Genomic DNA, 14,718 nt, shown 5'->3' with positions numbered 1-14,718 from the left:
CTACTTCCGCATCACGACGGGTTCTTGGCGGCGCAGCAGCCGGGAGACCACGTAGCCGAAGACCACCGACAGCACGATCAGCATGCCGATGTTGAGCAGCCAGACGCCCGCCGAGTGGCGGAACAGGGGGTCGCCGGTCAGCTCGCCGGGGACGAGCCGCGCCAGATCGACGGTGCCGGCCATCGCGCCCAGCGCCCACCGCGAGGGCACCAGCCAGGCGAGCTGTTCCAGGCCGGGCACGCCGTCGAGTTTCAGCAGGGCGCCGCAGAACACCACCTGGACGATGGCCAGCAGCACCAGCAGCGGCATTGTCACCTCTTCCTTGCGCACCAGCGCGGACACCAGCAGGCCGAGCATCATCGCGGTGAAGGCCAGCAGGGCGACGGCGACGATGATCTCGGCCAGGGGCGGCAGCAGCACGCCCTCGCCGCCAGGGGCGTTGAGATAGACGCCGAGCAGGCCGACGAGCGTCAGCACCACGGCCTGGAGCACGGTGATCGTGCCGAGCACCACGACCTTCGACATCAGGTACGCCGATCTGGACAGGCCGACGGCGCGTTCGCGCCGGTAGATCACCCGTTCCTTGACGAGTTCACGCACGGCGTTCGCGGCGCCGGTGAGGACCGCGCCGACGCACAGGATGAGCAGGGCGTTCAGCGCGGTCTCGCGGGTCAGGGCGCTGCCGGCCAGGGCGCGGGCCATGGCGCCCATCACGAACGGCAGGGCGATCATGATCGCGAGGAAGGTGCGGTCGGCGCTGAGCGCGGCGCCGTAGCGGCGGATCAGCGTGCCGAGCTGGGCGCCGCGGCTGCGCGGCCGGCTCGGCGGGGTGATGACGACCGGTCCGGAGCGCAGCAGCCGCGGCTGGGCGGCGGCGTCGGCGACATAGCGGCGGTGCAGGGGCGAGGCGGCGTAGTCGCCGGCCCAGTCGCGGTCCTGGTCGCGTTCGAAGGCCTCGAAGGCCTCCGGCCACTGTGCGAAGCCGAAGAAGGCGAGGGCGTCCTCGGGCGGGCCGTAGTAGGCGATCCGGCCGCCGGGCGCGAGGACCAAGAGGCGGTCGCAGACGTCCAGGCTGAGCACGCTGTGGGTGACGACGATGACGGTACGGCCGTCGTCCGCCAGGTCGCGCAGCATGTGCATCACCGAGCGGTCCATGCCGGGGTCGAGCCCCGAGGTCGGTTCGTCCAGGAAGAGCAGGGACGGTTTGGTGAGCAGTTCCAGGGCCACGCTGACGCGCTTGCGCTGGCCGCCGGAGAGGCTGTGCACGGGCTGTCCGGCGCGCTGCTCCAGGCCGAGTTCCCCGATGACCTCGTCGACCCTGGCGCGGCGTTCGGCCTTGGCGGTGTCCTGCGGGAAGCGGAGTTCGGCGGCGTAGGACAGGGCGGCGCGGACGGTGAGCTGGGAATGCAGGATGTCGTCCTGCGGGACCAGGCCGATGCGCTGGCGCAGCTCGGCGTAGTCACGGTAGAGGTCGCGGCCGTCGTAGACGACGGTGCCGTGGTCGGCGGGCCGCTGTCCGGTGAGGGCGTTGAGCAGGGTGGACTTTCCGGCGCCGCTCGGTCCGACCACCGCGAGCAGGCACTTCTCCCCCACCGGGAAGGAGACGTCGTCGAGCAGGGTCTTACGGCCGCGGTCGACGGCGACGGTGAGGTCCTGCACCTCCAGGGAGACCTCGCCGGTGTCGACGTACTCCTGCAGCTCGTCGCCGACCAGGCAGAACGCCGAGTGTCCGATGCCGACGACGTCGCCGGGGAGCAGGGGGGCGGTGGTGACGGGGCTGCCGTTGAGGAAGGTGCCGTTGTGGCTGCCCAGGTCGGCGATCTCGTGGCCGCCGTCGGGCAGGGCGCGCAGCTCCGCGTGGTAGCGGGAGACGACGAGGTCGTCGAGGACGAGGTCGTTGTCGGCGGCGCGGCCGATGCGGACGGTACGGGCGGGCAGCTGCCGTACGCTCGTCGGCTGCCGGAAGGTGCCGGTCTGCGCGGGCATCGAGACGGCCGAGGGGCGCTCGGGGACGGCGGTTTCCGGTCGGCCGAGGAGGACGGCGCGGGGGCCGTCGGCGGGGTTGCCGAAGCGGATCACGGTGCCCGGCCCGACGTCCCACTCGTGGACGCGGTGGCCGTCGGTGTAGGTGCCGTTGGTGCTGCCCTCGTCCTCCAGCGTCCAGTGGTCGGACTCGGGGCGCAGGACGGCGTGGTGCCAGGAGACGCGTGCGTCGTCGATGACGATGTCGCTGAGCGGGTCGCGTCCTACGTGGTAGTCGCGGCTCGGGGTCATCACGGTGGAGCCCGACTCGGTCTCCAGCACGAGTACGGGCGCAGTCGGTGCGAGCGGTCGCTCCGCCATGCCTGAATTCTACCGATCGGCCCACTTATGCGCCTGGCGCGGAGGATCAGGCGACCGGGACGACCAGGGCAGGGCTGGTGCGCTGCATCCGCAGCGCGTCGATCGACTCGGCGAGCAGCTCGTACTCGGTGGTGTCGTCGTGGGTGGCGATACGGACCAGCCGCCCGGCCGCCAACTGCTCCGCGACCAGCTCCTGTTGAGCGGTGTCTCCGCACCAGGCGCGCAGTACGGCGGGCACGTCGGGCACGGTGCCGGCGACCGGGACGAGCGCCCCCGCGGGTAAGTGCTCGGCGTCGGGGTGCGGGTCCAGCCGCTCGGCGATCCACGCCGCCCGGTCGCGCAGCCACCACAGGGCGAGGGCCAGGGTGGGCGCCCGGTAGGTGCCGAGCGGTACGCCGATGCGCCGGCCGCCGCAGGTGCCGTACGCGGTGACATGGCACAGGAATTCGTCGTGCACGTCTCACTCCCCCGTGGTGCGCTCGCCGGTGGGCCGGGCCTCGCTTTCCGGGCGGCTCAGCTGCTGTGCGTGATGGGGTCTTCGCTGCGGGTGAAGTGCCCTCTGCGATTGAGTATGTTCACTACTGAATCACTGTCACCATGACTTTTTAGCCACTCTCCTGGCATATTCGCCAAGATCGATGGCCGAAAGACGATAGGGGCAGGTTTTCCCAGGCAAGACGGCGGTCAGGCGCCCCCTCGGCCGCTCCGGCGACCGACGCCCCGCCGGGTCCGGCGGGGCGTCACCTCGGGCTCAGGCCTTCACGGCCTCGTCGATGCGGGACAGCTCCTCCGCGTCGAAGTCCAGGTTGCCGATCGCCGCCACGCTGTCCTCCAACTGCTGCGGGCTGCTCGCGCCGACCAGGGCCGAGGTCACCCGGCCGCCGCGCAGCACCCAGGCCAGCGCCATCTGCGCCGGCGTCTGGCCGCGGTCCTTGGCGAGGTCGGCGAGGGTGCGCAGCCGGGCCACCAGGTCCTCGGTGAGGGCGTCGGAGCTGAGGAAGGGGCTGTCGCTCGCGGCCCGGGAGTCCTCCGGGATGCCGTTCAGATAGCGGCCCGTCAGCAGGCCCTGCTCCAGCGGCGAGTAGGCGATGGAACCGATCCGCAGCTCGTCGAGAACGTCGAGCAGGCCCTCCTCCGGGCGGCGGTCGAGCATGGAGTAGCGCGGCTGGTGGATCAGCAGCGGGGTACCCAGCTCACCGAGGATGCGGGCCGCCTCCCGGGTCTGCTCCGGGGAGTAGTTGGAGACGCCGACGTACAGCGCCTTGCCCTGCTGGACGGCCGAGTGCAGCGCGCCCATCGTCTCCTCCAGCGGAGTCTCCGGGTCCGGGCGGTGCGAGTAGAAGATGTCGACGTGATCCAGGCCCATCCGCCGCAGGCTCTGGTCGAGCGAGGACATGAGGTACTTGCGCGAGCCCCACTCGCCGTACGGTCCCGGCCACATCAGGTATCCGGCCTTCGTGGAGATGACGAGTTCGTCGCGGTAGGCCGCGAAGTCCGCCTTCAGCGCCTCGCCGAGCGCCGACTCGGCGGCGCCGGGCGGCGGGCCGTAGTTGTTGGCCAGGTCGAAGTGGGTGACGCCGAGGTCGAAGGCGCGGCGCAGGATGGCCCGCTGGGTCTCGACCGGGCGGTCCGGGCCGAAGTTGTGCCACAGACCGAGGGACAGGGCGGGGAGCTTGAGGCCGCTGCGTCCGGTGCGCCGGTAGGGCATGTCCGCGTAGCGGTCGGGGTGTGCGGTGTACAACGCGACTCCAGAGGGGTGGGCACGGGGGAACCAGGGTCCCTGAGAACCGAGCCCACTCTTTCGTGACCTGTGGGCATCGGTCCAACAGAAGAATCCGATGGAATTCAGCGGATACGCTTCTCAGTCATGGAACTGCGCCATCTCCAGCACTTCGTCGCGGTCGCCGAGGACCAGCATTTCACCCGGGCCGCCGAACGGCTCATGGTCTCCCAGTCCGGACTCTCCGCCTCGATCCGCTCCCTGGAACGGGAACTCCAGACCCCGCTCTTCGTACGCACCACCCGCAGCGTGACGCTCACGCCGGCCGGGCGCGCGCTGCTGGGCGAGGCGGAGCGGATCCTCGCGCAGGTGCGGTCGGCCCACGAGGCGGTGGCCGCGGTGCAGGGTGTGCTGCGCGGGATGCTGGCGCTGGGCTCCGAGCAGTGCATCGCCGGGGTGCATGTGGCGGGGCTGCTCGCCGCGTTCCGGCGCCGCCATCCGGACGTGGAGATCTGCCTGCGCCAGGCCGGCGCGGGGGCGCTCGCGGAGGAGGTCGCGGCCGGTCGCCTGGACCTGGCCTTCGCCGTGCGTACGGCGCAGGAGGACACCGACCAGCTGCGCGCCGTACCGCTGACCAGCGAGCCCATGACGGTGCTGTGCCACCCGAGCCACCGGCTCGCCGCCACCGGAGCCCCGGTCACCCCGGAGGAGCTGGGCGCGGAGGTGTTCGTCGACTTCCACCCGGACTGGGGACCGCGCCGCACCACCGACGCCGCGTTCGCCGCCGCGGGCGTACGGCGGACGGTCGCCCTGGAGGTCAACGACGTGCACAGCCTGCTGGACCTGGTGGACGAGAACCTCGGCATCGCCGTCGTACCGCGCCACTTCCGCCACAAGCGGGAGTCACTGATCGCGCTGCCGGTCAAGGGCACCGGCGAGCGGGTGTACGAGACGGTCGCCCTGCTGCCGCCGCCGCAGGCCACGAGCCCGGCGGCGCGGGCGCTGATGGAGTTGCTGGAGACAGAGGGCGCGTGAAGGACGGCTGTGCGCGATGGTGGAGCAATGCACGCCAAGGACATCCTCATCGACGGTTTCAGCCGCATCAAGGAAGAAGTCCACGCCACGGTCGAGGGCCTCTCCCCCGACGGCCTGCACGCCCGGCCCGGCCCGGACGCCAACTCCATCGCCTGGCTCATCTGGCATCTCACCCGCGTCCAGGACGACCACATCGCCGACGCCTTCGGCCTCGACCAGGTGTGGCTCAGCCAGGACTTCCAGCAGACCTTCGGCCTCGACCTGCCCCCCAGCGACATCGGGTACGGGCACACCTCGGCGCAGGTCGGCAAGGTGCGGGTCGGCTCCGGTGACCTGCTGACCGGGTACTACGACGCCGTCCACGCCCAGACCCTCGGAGCGCTGCGAGAGCTGCCCGCCAAGGATCTGGAGCGCATCGTCGACGAGCGCTGGGACCCGCCGGTCACCCTGGGCGTCCGGCTGGTCAGCGTCCTGTCCGACGATCTCCAGCACATCGGACAGGCTGCCTACGTCCGCGGACTGCTTCAGAGCGCGTAACCCGGCAGGATTACGTCCTCGATGAGGGCCTTGCGCTCGTCGAACGGGATGAACGCGCTCTTGACGGCGTTCACCGTGACCGTGCGCAGGTCCTCCACCGTCCAGCCGGCCTGCTCGACCAGCAGGGACATCTCGCGCGTCATCGTCGTACCGGACACCAGACGGTTGTCGGTGTTGAGGGTGACGCGGAAGCCGAGGTCCTTCAGGGCGGTGATGGGGTGCTCGGCTATGGAGGTGGCGGCGCCGGTCTGCAGGTTGGAGGTCGGGCACATCTCCAGCGCGATCCGGCGGTCACGGACCCAGCCGGCGAGCCGGCCGAGCTTGCCGTCGACGATGTCGTCGGTGATGCGCACGCCGTGACCGAGGCGCTGGGCGCCGCAGATCTGGAGCGCCTGGTGGATGCTGGACAGGCCGTCGGCCTCACCGGCGTGGATGGTGAAGGGCACGTTCTCGCGACGCAGGTGCCCGAAGGCGCCGAGGTGGTCGGCGGCGGGGAAACCGGCCTCGGCACCGGCGATGTCGAAGCCGACGACACCGGCGTCCCGGAAGGCGACGGCCAGGTCGGCGGCCTCGCGCACCCGGTCGAACATGCGCATGCCGCAGAGCAGGGTGCCGACGCGGACCGGGGTGCCGGCCGCGGCCGCCTTCGCCATTCCGGCCGCCAGACCCTCCTGGACGGTCTCGACGACCTCGGCGAGGGCGAGCCCGCCGGCGGTGTTCAGCTCGGGGGCGTAGCGCACCTCGGCGTAGACGACACCGTCCGCGGCCAGGTCCAGCACGTACTCCTCGGCGGTGCGCAGCAGGCCCTCGCGGGTCTGCATCACGGCGAGGGTGTGCTCGAAGGTGGCGATGTAGCGGACCAGGTCACCGGAGTTCGCGGCCGCGAAGTACCAGGCGGCGAGCTCGTCCGGGTCGGTGGTCGGCAGGGTGTGGCCGACGGACTCGGCGAGCTCCACGACGGTGGCGGGGCGCAGGCCGCCGTCGAGGTGGTCGTGCAGGACGGCCTTGGGGAGCTGGCGGATCACGTCGATATCTACGCGCGTAGCGGTCATGGCGGGTCTTTCCTTGGGCGGGTGGGGCGGTTTGGAGTGGTGATGGAGCGGGCGGGGGCCTCAGCCGGGCGGGCGGGGCAGGTTTTGGCTGTTGCCGGGTGTGCGGCACGGGGTGGTTGGCGGACTAGGGGGGTCTGTCGGGTGCGCGGCGGGGCGGGTCTACGGGGGTTTGTCGGCGGGCTTGAGCGGGCACCGACGGGTGCGTGGTGGTGTGGCGGGCGGGGGTTGGTCGGCGGGCTTGAGGGGGGTCTGGCGGGTGCGCGGCGGGGCGGGTCTACGGGGGTCAGTCGGCAAGCCCGACCGGGGCTCAGCGGTTGCCCTGTGGCGCGGCGGCCGGGCCCGAGCTACCCCGACGGTTACCCGGCGGTGCGGCGGCCGGGCCCGAGTCACCCCAACTGCCGCCCGGCAGTGCGGCGGGGGCCGGGCTCCGAGCTGGCCCGGCGGTGCCGCGTGGTCGGGCCCGAGCCAGCCCAGCGCTGCCCGGCGGTGCCGCGGGCCGGGCTCAGTCGGCGGACTGGAGCAGGTCCCAGCGGTTGCCGTGCAGGTCCTGGAAGACGGCGACCGAGCCGTAGGGCTCGTGGCGCGGCTCCTCCAGGAAGGTCACGCCCGCGGCGAGCATCCGGGCATGGTCGCGGGCGAAGTCGTCGGTGTACAGGAAGAACCCGACGCGCCCGCCGGTCTGGTCGCCGACCCGGGCGGCCTGGGCGTCACCCTTGGCGCGGGCCAGCAGCAGACCGGTCCCCTGCTCGCCGGGCTCCACCACGACCCAGCGCGAGCCGTCCGGGCGCGGGCTGTCCTCGGCGAGCCGGAACCCGAGGGCGTCGGTGTAGAAGCGGATCGCCTCGTCGTAGTCGTCGACGACGAGGGTGACCAGGGCGATGCGTCTCATCGGTACCTTCCGGGGACGGGCGATTGACGGGAGAGGTTATACGTAAAACCCACCCGCGCGCCAGTCCATGACCGCGACACCGCGGACGGCTCGTTCCGCAGGCCTAGGCCCACGGGCCGAGGCGTCCCGGCACGGCACTCGGTAGCGTCCCCGGCATGACGATCACCGATCCGCCCCGCACCCCCGAACAGCGCCGACGCGACGTCCTCGACCGGCTGGAGCGGGAGATCGACATCTGGGTCTCCACGGCGGACGCCGACGGCGTGCCGTGTCTGGTGGCGCTCTGGTTCGTCTGGGACGGCGAGGCGCTCTGGCTGTCGACCCGGGGCACCAACCCCACGGGCCGCAATCTGCGCAACGGGCGGCGCACCCGGCTGGCGTTCGGGGACACCCGTGACGTCGTCCTGATCGACGGCGAGGCGGAGGCGTTCACCGCTGAGGAGGTGCCGGCCGCGGCGGCGGCGGCGTTCGCGGCCAGGACCGGCTGGGACCCGCGCGCCGAGCGCGCGCCGTACGCCTTCTTCCGGGTGCGCCCGCTGGCAGTGCAGGCCTGGCACGAGCAGCGGGAGCTGCCGCAGCGGCATCTGATGCGGGACGGTGACTGGCTCGTCTAGACAGTTTCGGCCCTTGTACCGCCGCGGGACATCCGACTCCCCCAAAGGTGTTACCTGAGGGTAACCCCTGCTGGTTTGATGTGCGGCGCCACCCAAGCCCCTCTCCACCACAGGGAGAACCAGTGACGCTTTCCGCACAGCGCCGTGCACAGGGATCGGCCGCGCTCGCCCTCTCGCTCGCCGTCGCGGGTCTGGCCGGCGCGACGCCCCCCGCGTCCGCCGCCGAACAGACCCCGGCGCTGAAGGTGTTGTCGTACAACGTGTTCCTTTTCAGCAAGAGCCTCTACCCGAACTGGGGCCAGGACCACCGGGCCGCCGAGATCGTGAAGGCACCGTTCTTCCAGGGCAACGACGTGGTGGTCGTCCAGGAGGCGTTCGACAACTCCTCCTCGGACGCGCTGAGGTCGGCCGCCGCGAGCGCCTATCCGTACCAGACGCCCGTGGTCGGCCGGAGCAGGACCGGCTGGGACGCGACGGGCGGGGCGTACTCGGCGACGACGCCGGAGGACGGCGGGGTGACGGTGCTCAGCAAGTGGCCGATCGTCCGCAAGGAGCAGCACGTCTACCAGGACGCGTGCGGCGCGGACTGGTGGTCCAACAAGGGCTTCGCGTACGTGGTGTTGAACGTCGGCGGCACCAAGGTGCACGTCGTCGGCACGCACGCCCAGTCCACCGACCCCGGCTGCGACGCCGGTGAGGCGGCCGCGATGCGCAGCCGTCAGTTCCGGACGATCGACGCGTTCCTGGATGCCAAGTACATCCCGGCGGGTGAACAGGTGCTGGTCGCGGGTGACTTGAACGTCGATTCGCACACCGCGGAGTACGGCACGATGCTCACCGACGCGGGTCTGGTCGGCGCCGACGCACGCACCGGGCACCCGTACTCCTTCGACACCCAGGACAACTCCCTGGCGCGCGACCGCTACCCGGACGACCCGCGCGAGGACCTGGACCATGTCCTGCACCGCGCGGGCCACGTCCGTCCGGCCGTATGGAAGAACGACGTCGTCAAGGAGCGGAGTGCGCCCTGGACGGTGTCGAGTTGGGGCACCGACCACACGTACACCAATCTGTCGGACCACTACCCGGTGACCGGGTCGGCGGGCTGATCACGGCGGGTTCAGCCGGCGGCGGCCAGTACGGGGCGGCCGCCGAGGGCGAGGGGAGAACTGGTCGGTGACCTGGGCCAGGACCTCGGCGGAGCCCGGGGTGACGGTGAGGGTCCCGTCGTTCCCGACGGTGATGTCCTTGTCCAGCGTGAACCAGCCCGGGGTGATGTGGGCCGGGCCCATGGAGTTCAGGACGGGGCGCAGGGCGTAGTCGATGGCGCGGACATGGGCGGTGGTGCCGCCGGTGGCCAGCGGCAGGACGGTCTTTCCCGCCAGGGCGTACTGCGGGAGCAGGTCGAGCAGCGCCTTCAGCAGGCCCGAGTAGGCGGCCTTGTAGACGGGGGTGCCGATCAGAGGCCGACCGCTCGACGAGGGCGGTGGTCTCGACGATCGCCGGGTGACGGATGTCGGCCCCCAGGAGGGCATCGGCCGGCAGGGTGCGGACATCCAGGGGGGATCACCTCGTGTCCCTGGGCCGTGAGCCGGTCGTCCAGGTGGCGCAGCAGGCGGGCGGTGCGGGAGGCGGCGGTGGGGCTTGCGGAGACGGAGAGGATGGTGGCCATGGGGAATCTCTCGAGTACGGCGATATGAGGGGGCCTTGGACAGGCCCGGAGGGTCGGTTCCGGACGCAGGCCCCGGCGCTTGAGCACCTCACGCAGACCAGGGGTGACGGGTCGTCAGCAGCGGGGGTGACGACACCCGGCGCCTGAAGGATGGGCGGCGCTGCGACAGCGCACGCGAGAAGTCAGGCCCGCGACAAGGTCAGCGAGGGAGGAAAGAGGGCCGGTCGGACGGCCCGCTGCCGCCTCAGGGGCAACACACGGCGGAGCACACCCGACCGAAGTCGATGTGGTCGCGTGAGACCAGACGTGGCTGAGGAGTCATGCGAACCGATTGATCAGGGCAGCGCACCTTTCGCCAACCTTCTCTACTTTTCCTATCGAGTTACTAGGAAAGTATTGACGGGGCTCCTGCCGGGTGCGCAGGATGGTGCCCATGTCCCACACGCAGCAACGACTCGTACGTCGTCGGCATGTCGACTTTGGTCACGTCGTCAGTGCCGCCTGCTGTCGCGCGTAAGGCACGCATCGCGCGTCGCCGCTCCGCTCCTTCTCTCCGCTCACTCCCCTGAAGGGCGAACGCCATGACCACGGCACTTCCCAGCACTCCCCTGTCCGACGTGCGCCATCTGCGCCTCGTGGACGACATCCCGCAGGACACCGCGCCCGGCTCCCCGCCCCTCGTCGGCTATTTCGTCCTCGTGCCCGAGGGCACCGATCCCGCCGAGCTCTTCGCCCGGGCCGGAGTGCAGCCGGTGGCGCCTCCGGTCCGGCAACCGGCGGGCGGCGACGTCCACATCGACCCCGAACGCCATGTGGCGGAGGTCGAAGGACGCGAACTCGACCTCACCTACCTGGAGTTCGAGCTGCTGGCCCATCTCGTCCGGCACCCCCAGCACGTGCACACCCGTGAGCGGCTGATGGCGGAGATCTGGGGCTACGACCATGTCGGCGACGGCCGCACCGTGGACGTCCACATCGCGCGGCTGCGCCGCAAGCTCGGCAAGGCCTACCGGGACCGGATCGTCACCGTGCGCAGCGTGGGCTACAAGTACGTGCCCGGCCGGCCGGTCAGCGGCTCCGACGCCGCGCCGCGCACCCGACTCTGAGGAGAGCACTTCGATGGGCGTCGCCCCCACCCCGCCCCGGCCCACCCCGCCCCGGCCCACCCCGCCGCCCGTACCGGAGCGCCCGCACTGGATGCGGGTGGCCCGGGAGACGGCTGACGACCTGGCCACCGACGCGGTGACCAGGGAACAGGCGGGCAAGGCGCCCTTCGACGAGGTGTCCCGGCTACGGGAGGCGGGACTGCTGACGCTGCTGGTCCCGGCCGCGCTCGGGGGCGGCGACGCGGGCTGGCCCACCGCCTACGCGGTCGTCCGGGAGCTGGCCGGCGCCGACGCCGCCATCGGCCGGCTGCTCGGCTGTCACTACGTCATGTCGTGGAGCGCCCGGCTCTTCGCCGAACCGGCGCTCGCCGCGCGCCTCGAACAGCGGTCGGCGGCCGAACAGTGGTGCTGGGGCGGCGGAATCGCCCGCCAGGAGCCGCGGCTGACGCTGGTGTCGTCGGGGGACGGGTACGTGCTCGACGGTCGGCAGAGCTACCCCACCGGAGTGCTGGTCGCCGACCGGCTGGCGGTACGAGCGGTGCGCGCCGACACCGGTGAACCGCTCGCCGTCGTGGCCGACCCCGGCCGGGAGGGCGTACGGATCGACGACGACACCGACCCCTTCGGCCAGCGGCTCGCCGCCGGGGGGAGCGTGGAGTTCGACGGCGTCCGCGTGCACGCCGACGAGGTGCTGGGCCCCCTCTCCGTCGACGAGGACATCCTGTCCCCGGCGGCCTCGCTGGCCTCGCCACTGGGGCGGCTGGTCTCGGTCCAGGTCTGTCTCGGCCTGGCCGAAGGGGTGCTCGCCGAGGCCCGTGAGTACAGCAGGATCGGCCACTCGTCCTGGCACCCGGACCGGTCGGCCGGAGCCCTCCAAGACCCCCTCACTCTCACCGAGTTCGGGGAGCTCACCGTCCTCACGCGCGCCGCGTCCGCACTCGCCGCCGAGGCGCTGACCGCCCTGGACAGCGGGCTGCGACGCGGAGCGGACCTCACGTACGACGAGGGCGCCGAGATCTCGGTCCTGGTGGCGGTCGCCGAGGCCGCCGCCGCCAAGGCCGCACACGAATCCACGGCCCGCGCCCCGGACATCATCGGCGCCCACTCGACCTCCGCGCGTCTGGGCCTGGACCGCTTCTGGCGCAACGCCAGGACCCACACACTGCAGGAGCCCGTGACCCATCGACTCCGCGATGTGGGCGGCTACTTCCTCAGCGGGGAACACCCGCCGTTCACGCTCCCGGTCTGAGCATCTCACTCAGCAAGATCAGCTCGTCCAGCATGCGAACGCCCTCTTGGGCCGGCGGCCGACTTCTGCCACGATCCCTAGCAACCAGGTAGGAAAGCTAGGAATCGATGGGGGTGGCCATGGGACCGTGCGTCCGCGCAGCGCTTTCGCTGCCGCTGCTGACCTCCCGCCGCCACATCGACCTGCGCCGTACGTCGAGCGCCATCTGTCGGCCCGTCTGAGGCCGGAGGCCGACCTGTCGGCCTCGACTTGAGACTGTGAGCCGAGCTGTCGGCCCCGCTTGAGGCCGTTCGCCGAGCGTGTCGGCCCCCGTACTTCCTTCAGCGATCACCCGCGCCCTCCCCGGAGCAGGCGTGTGTCCGCGTACCCCTGATCCACGACTCCCGAGAGGACACCTCCGTGTCTGCCGCAAGACCGCTCACCACCCTGCGCACCCTCGCCGCCATAGCCGCGCTCCCCCTCCTGCTCACCGCATGCGGTTACGGTTCGGACTCCGCCGACGACGACAAGCAGGCGCAGGTCGCGGCCGACGCCAAGAAGCTCTCCGCCGACGAGGTGCGGATCGGCTACTTCCCGAACCTCACGCACGCCACGGCCCTGGTGGGCGTCGAGGAGGGCATCTTCCAGAAGGAACTGGGCGGCACCACGATCAAGGCCTCGACCTTCAACGCGGGCCCCTCCGAGATCGAGGCCCTCAACTCCGGTTCACTCGACATCGGCTGGATCGGCCCCTCCCCCGCGATCAACGGCTACACCAGGGCGGACGGCTCCAACCTGCGGATCATCTCCGGCTCGGCGTCCGGCGGGGTGAAGCTCGTCGTGAACCCCGACAGGATCAAGTCCCTGAAGGACGTCAAGGGCAAGAAGATCGCCACCCCGCAGCTCGGCAACACCCAGGACGTGGCCTTCCTCAACTGGATCGCCGAGCAGGGCTGGCAGGTCGACGCGCAGAGCGGCGAGGGGGACGTCTCCGTCGTCCGCACCGACAACAAGGTGACCCCGGACGCCTACAAGTCCGGTTCCATCGACGGTGCCTGGGTGCCGGAGCCGACCGCGTCCAAGCTGGTCGCCGACGGCGCGAAGGTGCTGCTGGACGAGGCCGACCTGTGGCCGGACAAGAAGTTCGTGATCACGAACATCATCGTGTCCCAGACGTTCCTCAAGGAGCACCCGGACGTCGTCGAGGCCGTACTCCGCGGCTCGGTGAAGACCAACGAGTGGATCAACGCCAACCCGGATCAGGTCAAGGCATCCGCCAACAAGGCCCTGGAGAAGGAGTCCGGCAAGGCGCTGCCCGCCGAGGTCATCGACCCGGCCTGGAAGTCGATCAGCTTCCTCGACGACCCGCTGGCCGCGACCCTCGACACCGAGGCCGAGCACGCGGTGAAGGCCGGTCTGCTGGAACAGCCCGACCTGGACGGCATCTACGACCTCGCGCTCCTCAACAAGGTCCTCAAGGCCGAGGGCAAGGACGAGGTCGACGACGCCGGCCTCGGCGTCAAGTAGCGGATTCCCAGAGCTCCCAGGAGGTGACGACCATGGCAACCGCCCTCGCCAAGGCCCCCGACACGGATACGTCCGTGGAGCACGCCGCGCGCATCGACCACGTATCGAAGTCCTTCGCCGGCCCGGCCGGGCGGCAGCTCGTCCTCGACGACATCACCCTCGATGTCGCGCCCGGTGAGTTCGTCACCCTCCTGGGAGCCTCCGGGTGCGGCAAGTCCACGCTGCTCAACCTGGTCGCGGGCCTGGACCGGCCGAGCGCGGGCGCCATCACCACCGACGGCCGCCCGGCACTGATGTTCCAGGAACACGCCCTGTTCCCGTGGCTGACCGCGGGCAAGAACATCGAACTCGCCCTCAAACTGCGCGGGATGCCCAAGGCCGAACGACGCGGCCGGGCCGAGGAACTGCTGGAACTGGTCCGGCTGGGCGGCTCCTACGGCAAGCGGGTGCACGAACTGTCCGGCGGCATGCGCCAACGCGTCGCACTGGCGAGGGCGCTGGCCCAGGACAGCAAACTGCTGCTGATGGACGAGCCGTTCGCGGCACTGGACGCGATCACCCGGGACGTGCTGCACGACGAGCTGACCCGGATCTGGCGCGAGACGGGCCTGTCGGTGCTGTTCGTGACGCACAACGTCCGAGGCCGTACGCCTCGCCCAGCGCGTCATCCTGCTGTCCTCCCGCCCCGGCCGCATCGCCCGCGAATGGACCGTCGGCATCCCGCACCCGCGCCGCATCGAGGACAGCGCCGTCGCCGAGCTGTCCGTCGAGATCACCGAAGAACTGCGTGGGGAGATCCGCCGCCATGGCCAGCACTGAGACCACCGCCAAGGACGCGGGCGACCTCGCCGGACTCGAAGCCGGCCTGGACGCACTCGACGCCGTCCACACCAGCCGCACCCCGCTGCGCGAGACCCTGGTCCGCAAGGTACTCCCGCCGGTCACCGCGGTCGCGCTGGTGCTGGCGGTGTGGCAGGTCCTGGTCTGGGCCGAGG

General features: G+C 71.2%; 13 protein-coding genes and 3 pseudogenes. 10 read left to right on the top strand and 6 right to left on the bottom strand.

The features are described from left to right. From ACFYW5_RS29845 to mgrA, 3 genes are all read right to left on the bottom strand, one after another. Positions 1-2,343 carry an FHA domain-containing protein gene (locus ACFYW5_RS29845; RefSeq protein WP_389420211.1) on the bottom strand — a complete coding sequence of 781 codons (2,343 nt, stop codon included), beginning with the start codon at positions 2,341-2,343 and terminating at the stop codon, positions 1-3. 46 nt (positions 2,344-2,389) lie between these two features. Then, complete coding sequence (locus ACFYW5_RS29840; protein ID WP_389420210.1) at positions 2,390-2,800, bottom strand: hypothetical protein; 411 nt, start codon at positions 2,798-2,800, stop codon at positions 2,390-2,392. A gap of 294 nt (positions 2,801-3,094) precedes the next feature. Further along, the gene (gene mgrA, locus ACFYW5_RS29835) at positions 3,095-4,084 is read right to left on the bottom strand and encodes an L-glyceraldehyde 3-phosphate reductase (RefSeq protein WP_389420209.1); all 990 of its coding nucleotides are present in this window, start codon (positions 4,082-4,084) and stop codon (positions 3,095-3,097) included. Between the two features lie 126 nt (positions 4,085-4,210). Here mgrA and ACFYW5_RS29830 point away from each other — a divergent pair, with 126 nt between their 5' ends. Beyond that, on the top strand, positions 4,211-5,098 hold the full coding sequence (locus ACFYW5_RS29830; RefSeq protein ID WP_389420208.1) for a LysR substrate-binding domain-containing protein: 888 nt from the start codon (positions 4,211-4,213) through the stop codon (positions 5,096-5,098). 27 nt (positions 5,099-5,125) lie between these two features. Continuing rightward, positions 5,126-5,635 carry a DinB family protein gene (locus ACFYW5_RS29825; protein ID WP_389420207.1) on the top strand — a complete coding sequence of 170 codons (510 nt, stop codon included), beginning with the start codon at positions 5,126-5,128 and terminating at the stop codon, positions 5,633-5,635. Here ACFYW5_RS29825 and ACFYW5_RS29820 read toward each other — a convergent pair. Further along, positions 5,623-6,687: an adenosine deaminase gene (locus ACFYW5_RS29820; RefSeq protein WP_389420206.1), complete on the bottom strand. Its 1,065-nt coding sequence runs from the start codon at positions 6,685-6,687 to the stop codon at positions 5,623-5,625. The genes ACFYW5_RS29825 and ACFYW5_RS29820 overlap by 13 nt on opposite strands. Positions 6,688-7,189: 502 nt before the next feature. Further along, positions 7,190-7,576: a VOC family protein gene (locus ACFYW5_RS29815; RefSeq protein ID WP_389420205.1), complete on the bottom strand. Its 387-nt coding sequence runs from the start codon at positions 7,574-7,576 to the stop codon at positions 7,190-7,192. A 155-nt stretch (positions 7,577-7,731) separates the two neighbouring features. Between ACFYW5_RS29815 and ACFYW5_RS29810 the strand changes: the two genes are divergently transcribed. After that, entirely contained in the window at positions 7,732-8,190 is a 459-nt protein-coding gene (locus ACFYW5_RS29810; protein WP_389420204.1) for a pyridoxamine 5'-phosphate oxidase family protein, read from the top strand. Between the two features lie 122 nt (positions 8,191-8,312). Then, entirely contained in the window at positions 8,313-9,299 is a 987-nt protein-coding gene (gene sph / locus ACFYW5_RS29805; RefSeq protein WP_389420203.1) for a sphingomyelin phosphodiesterase, read from the top strand. A gap of 11 nt (positions 9,300-9,310) precedes the next feature. On the opposite strand, the pseudogene ssuE reads toward sph, so the two are convergent. Beyond that, a pseudogene (ssuE, locus tag ACFYW5_RS29800) lies at positions 9,311-9,862 on the bottom strand (NADPH-dependent FMN reductase). Positions 9,863-10,443: 581 nt separating this feature from the next. On the opposite strand from ssuE, the gene ACFYW5_RS29795 reads away from it, so the two are divergent. The 6 genes and pseudogenes from ACFYW5_RS29795 to ACFYW5_RS29770 form a co-directional block, all read left to right on the top strand. After that, a complete protein-coding gene (locus ACFYW5_RS29795; protein ID WP_389420202.1) occupies positions 10,444-10,968 on the top strand; it encodes a winged helix-turn-helix domain-containing protein in 525 nt (174 codons plus the stop codon). Positions 10,969-10,981: 13 nt separating this feature from the next. Next, positions 10,982-12,217: an acyl-CoA dehydrogenase family protein gene (locus ACFYW5_RS29790; protein ID WP_389420201.1), complete on the top strand. Its 1,236-nt coding sequence runs from the start codon at positions 10,982-10,984 to the stop codon at positions 12,215-12,217. A 107-nt stretch (positions 12,218-12,324) separates the two neighbouring features. After that, a complete protein-coding gene (locus ACFYW5_RS29785) occupies positions 12,325-12,438 on the top strand; it encodes a putative leader peptide (RefSeq protein WP_389420200.1) in 114 nt (37 codons plus the stop codon). A gap of 178 nt (positions 12,439-12,616) precedes the next feature. Next, positions 12,617-13,723, top strand: coding sequence for an ABC transporter substrate-binding protein (locus tag ACFYW5_RS29780; RefSeq protein WP_389420199.1), 1,107 nt, complete (start codon positions 12,617-12,619; stop codon positions 13,721-13,723). 32 nt (positions 13,724-13,755) lie between these two features. Then, a pseudogene (locus ACFYW5_RS29775) lies at positions 13,756-14,542 on the top strand (ABC transporter ATP-binding protein). Further along, a pseudogene (locus tag ACFYW5_RS29770) lies at positions 14,529-14,718 on the top strand (ABC transporter permease); the annotation flags it as partial. The pseudogenes ACFYW5_RS29775 and ACFYW5_RS29770, both read left to right, overlap by 14 nt.

It is taken from the genome of Streptomyces sp. NPDC002779 (assembly GCF_042888685.1).
In the GTDB taxonomy this organism is placed as follows: Bacteria; Actinomycetota; Actinomycetes; order Streptomycetales; family Streptomycetaceae; genus Streptomyces.
Note: the sequence above shows the minus strand (reverse complement) of the source record. Positions and strands in the feature narration are given on the sequence as shown.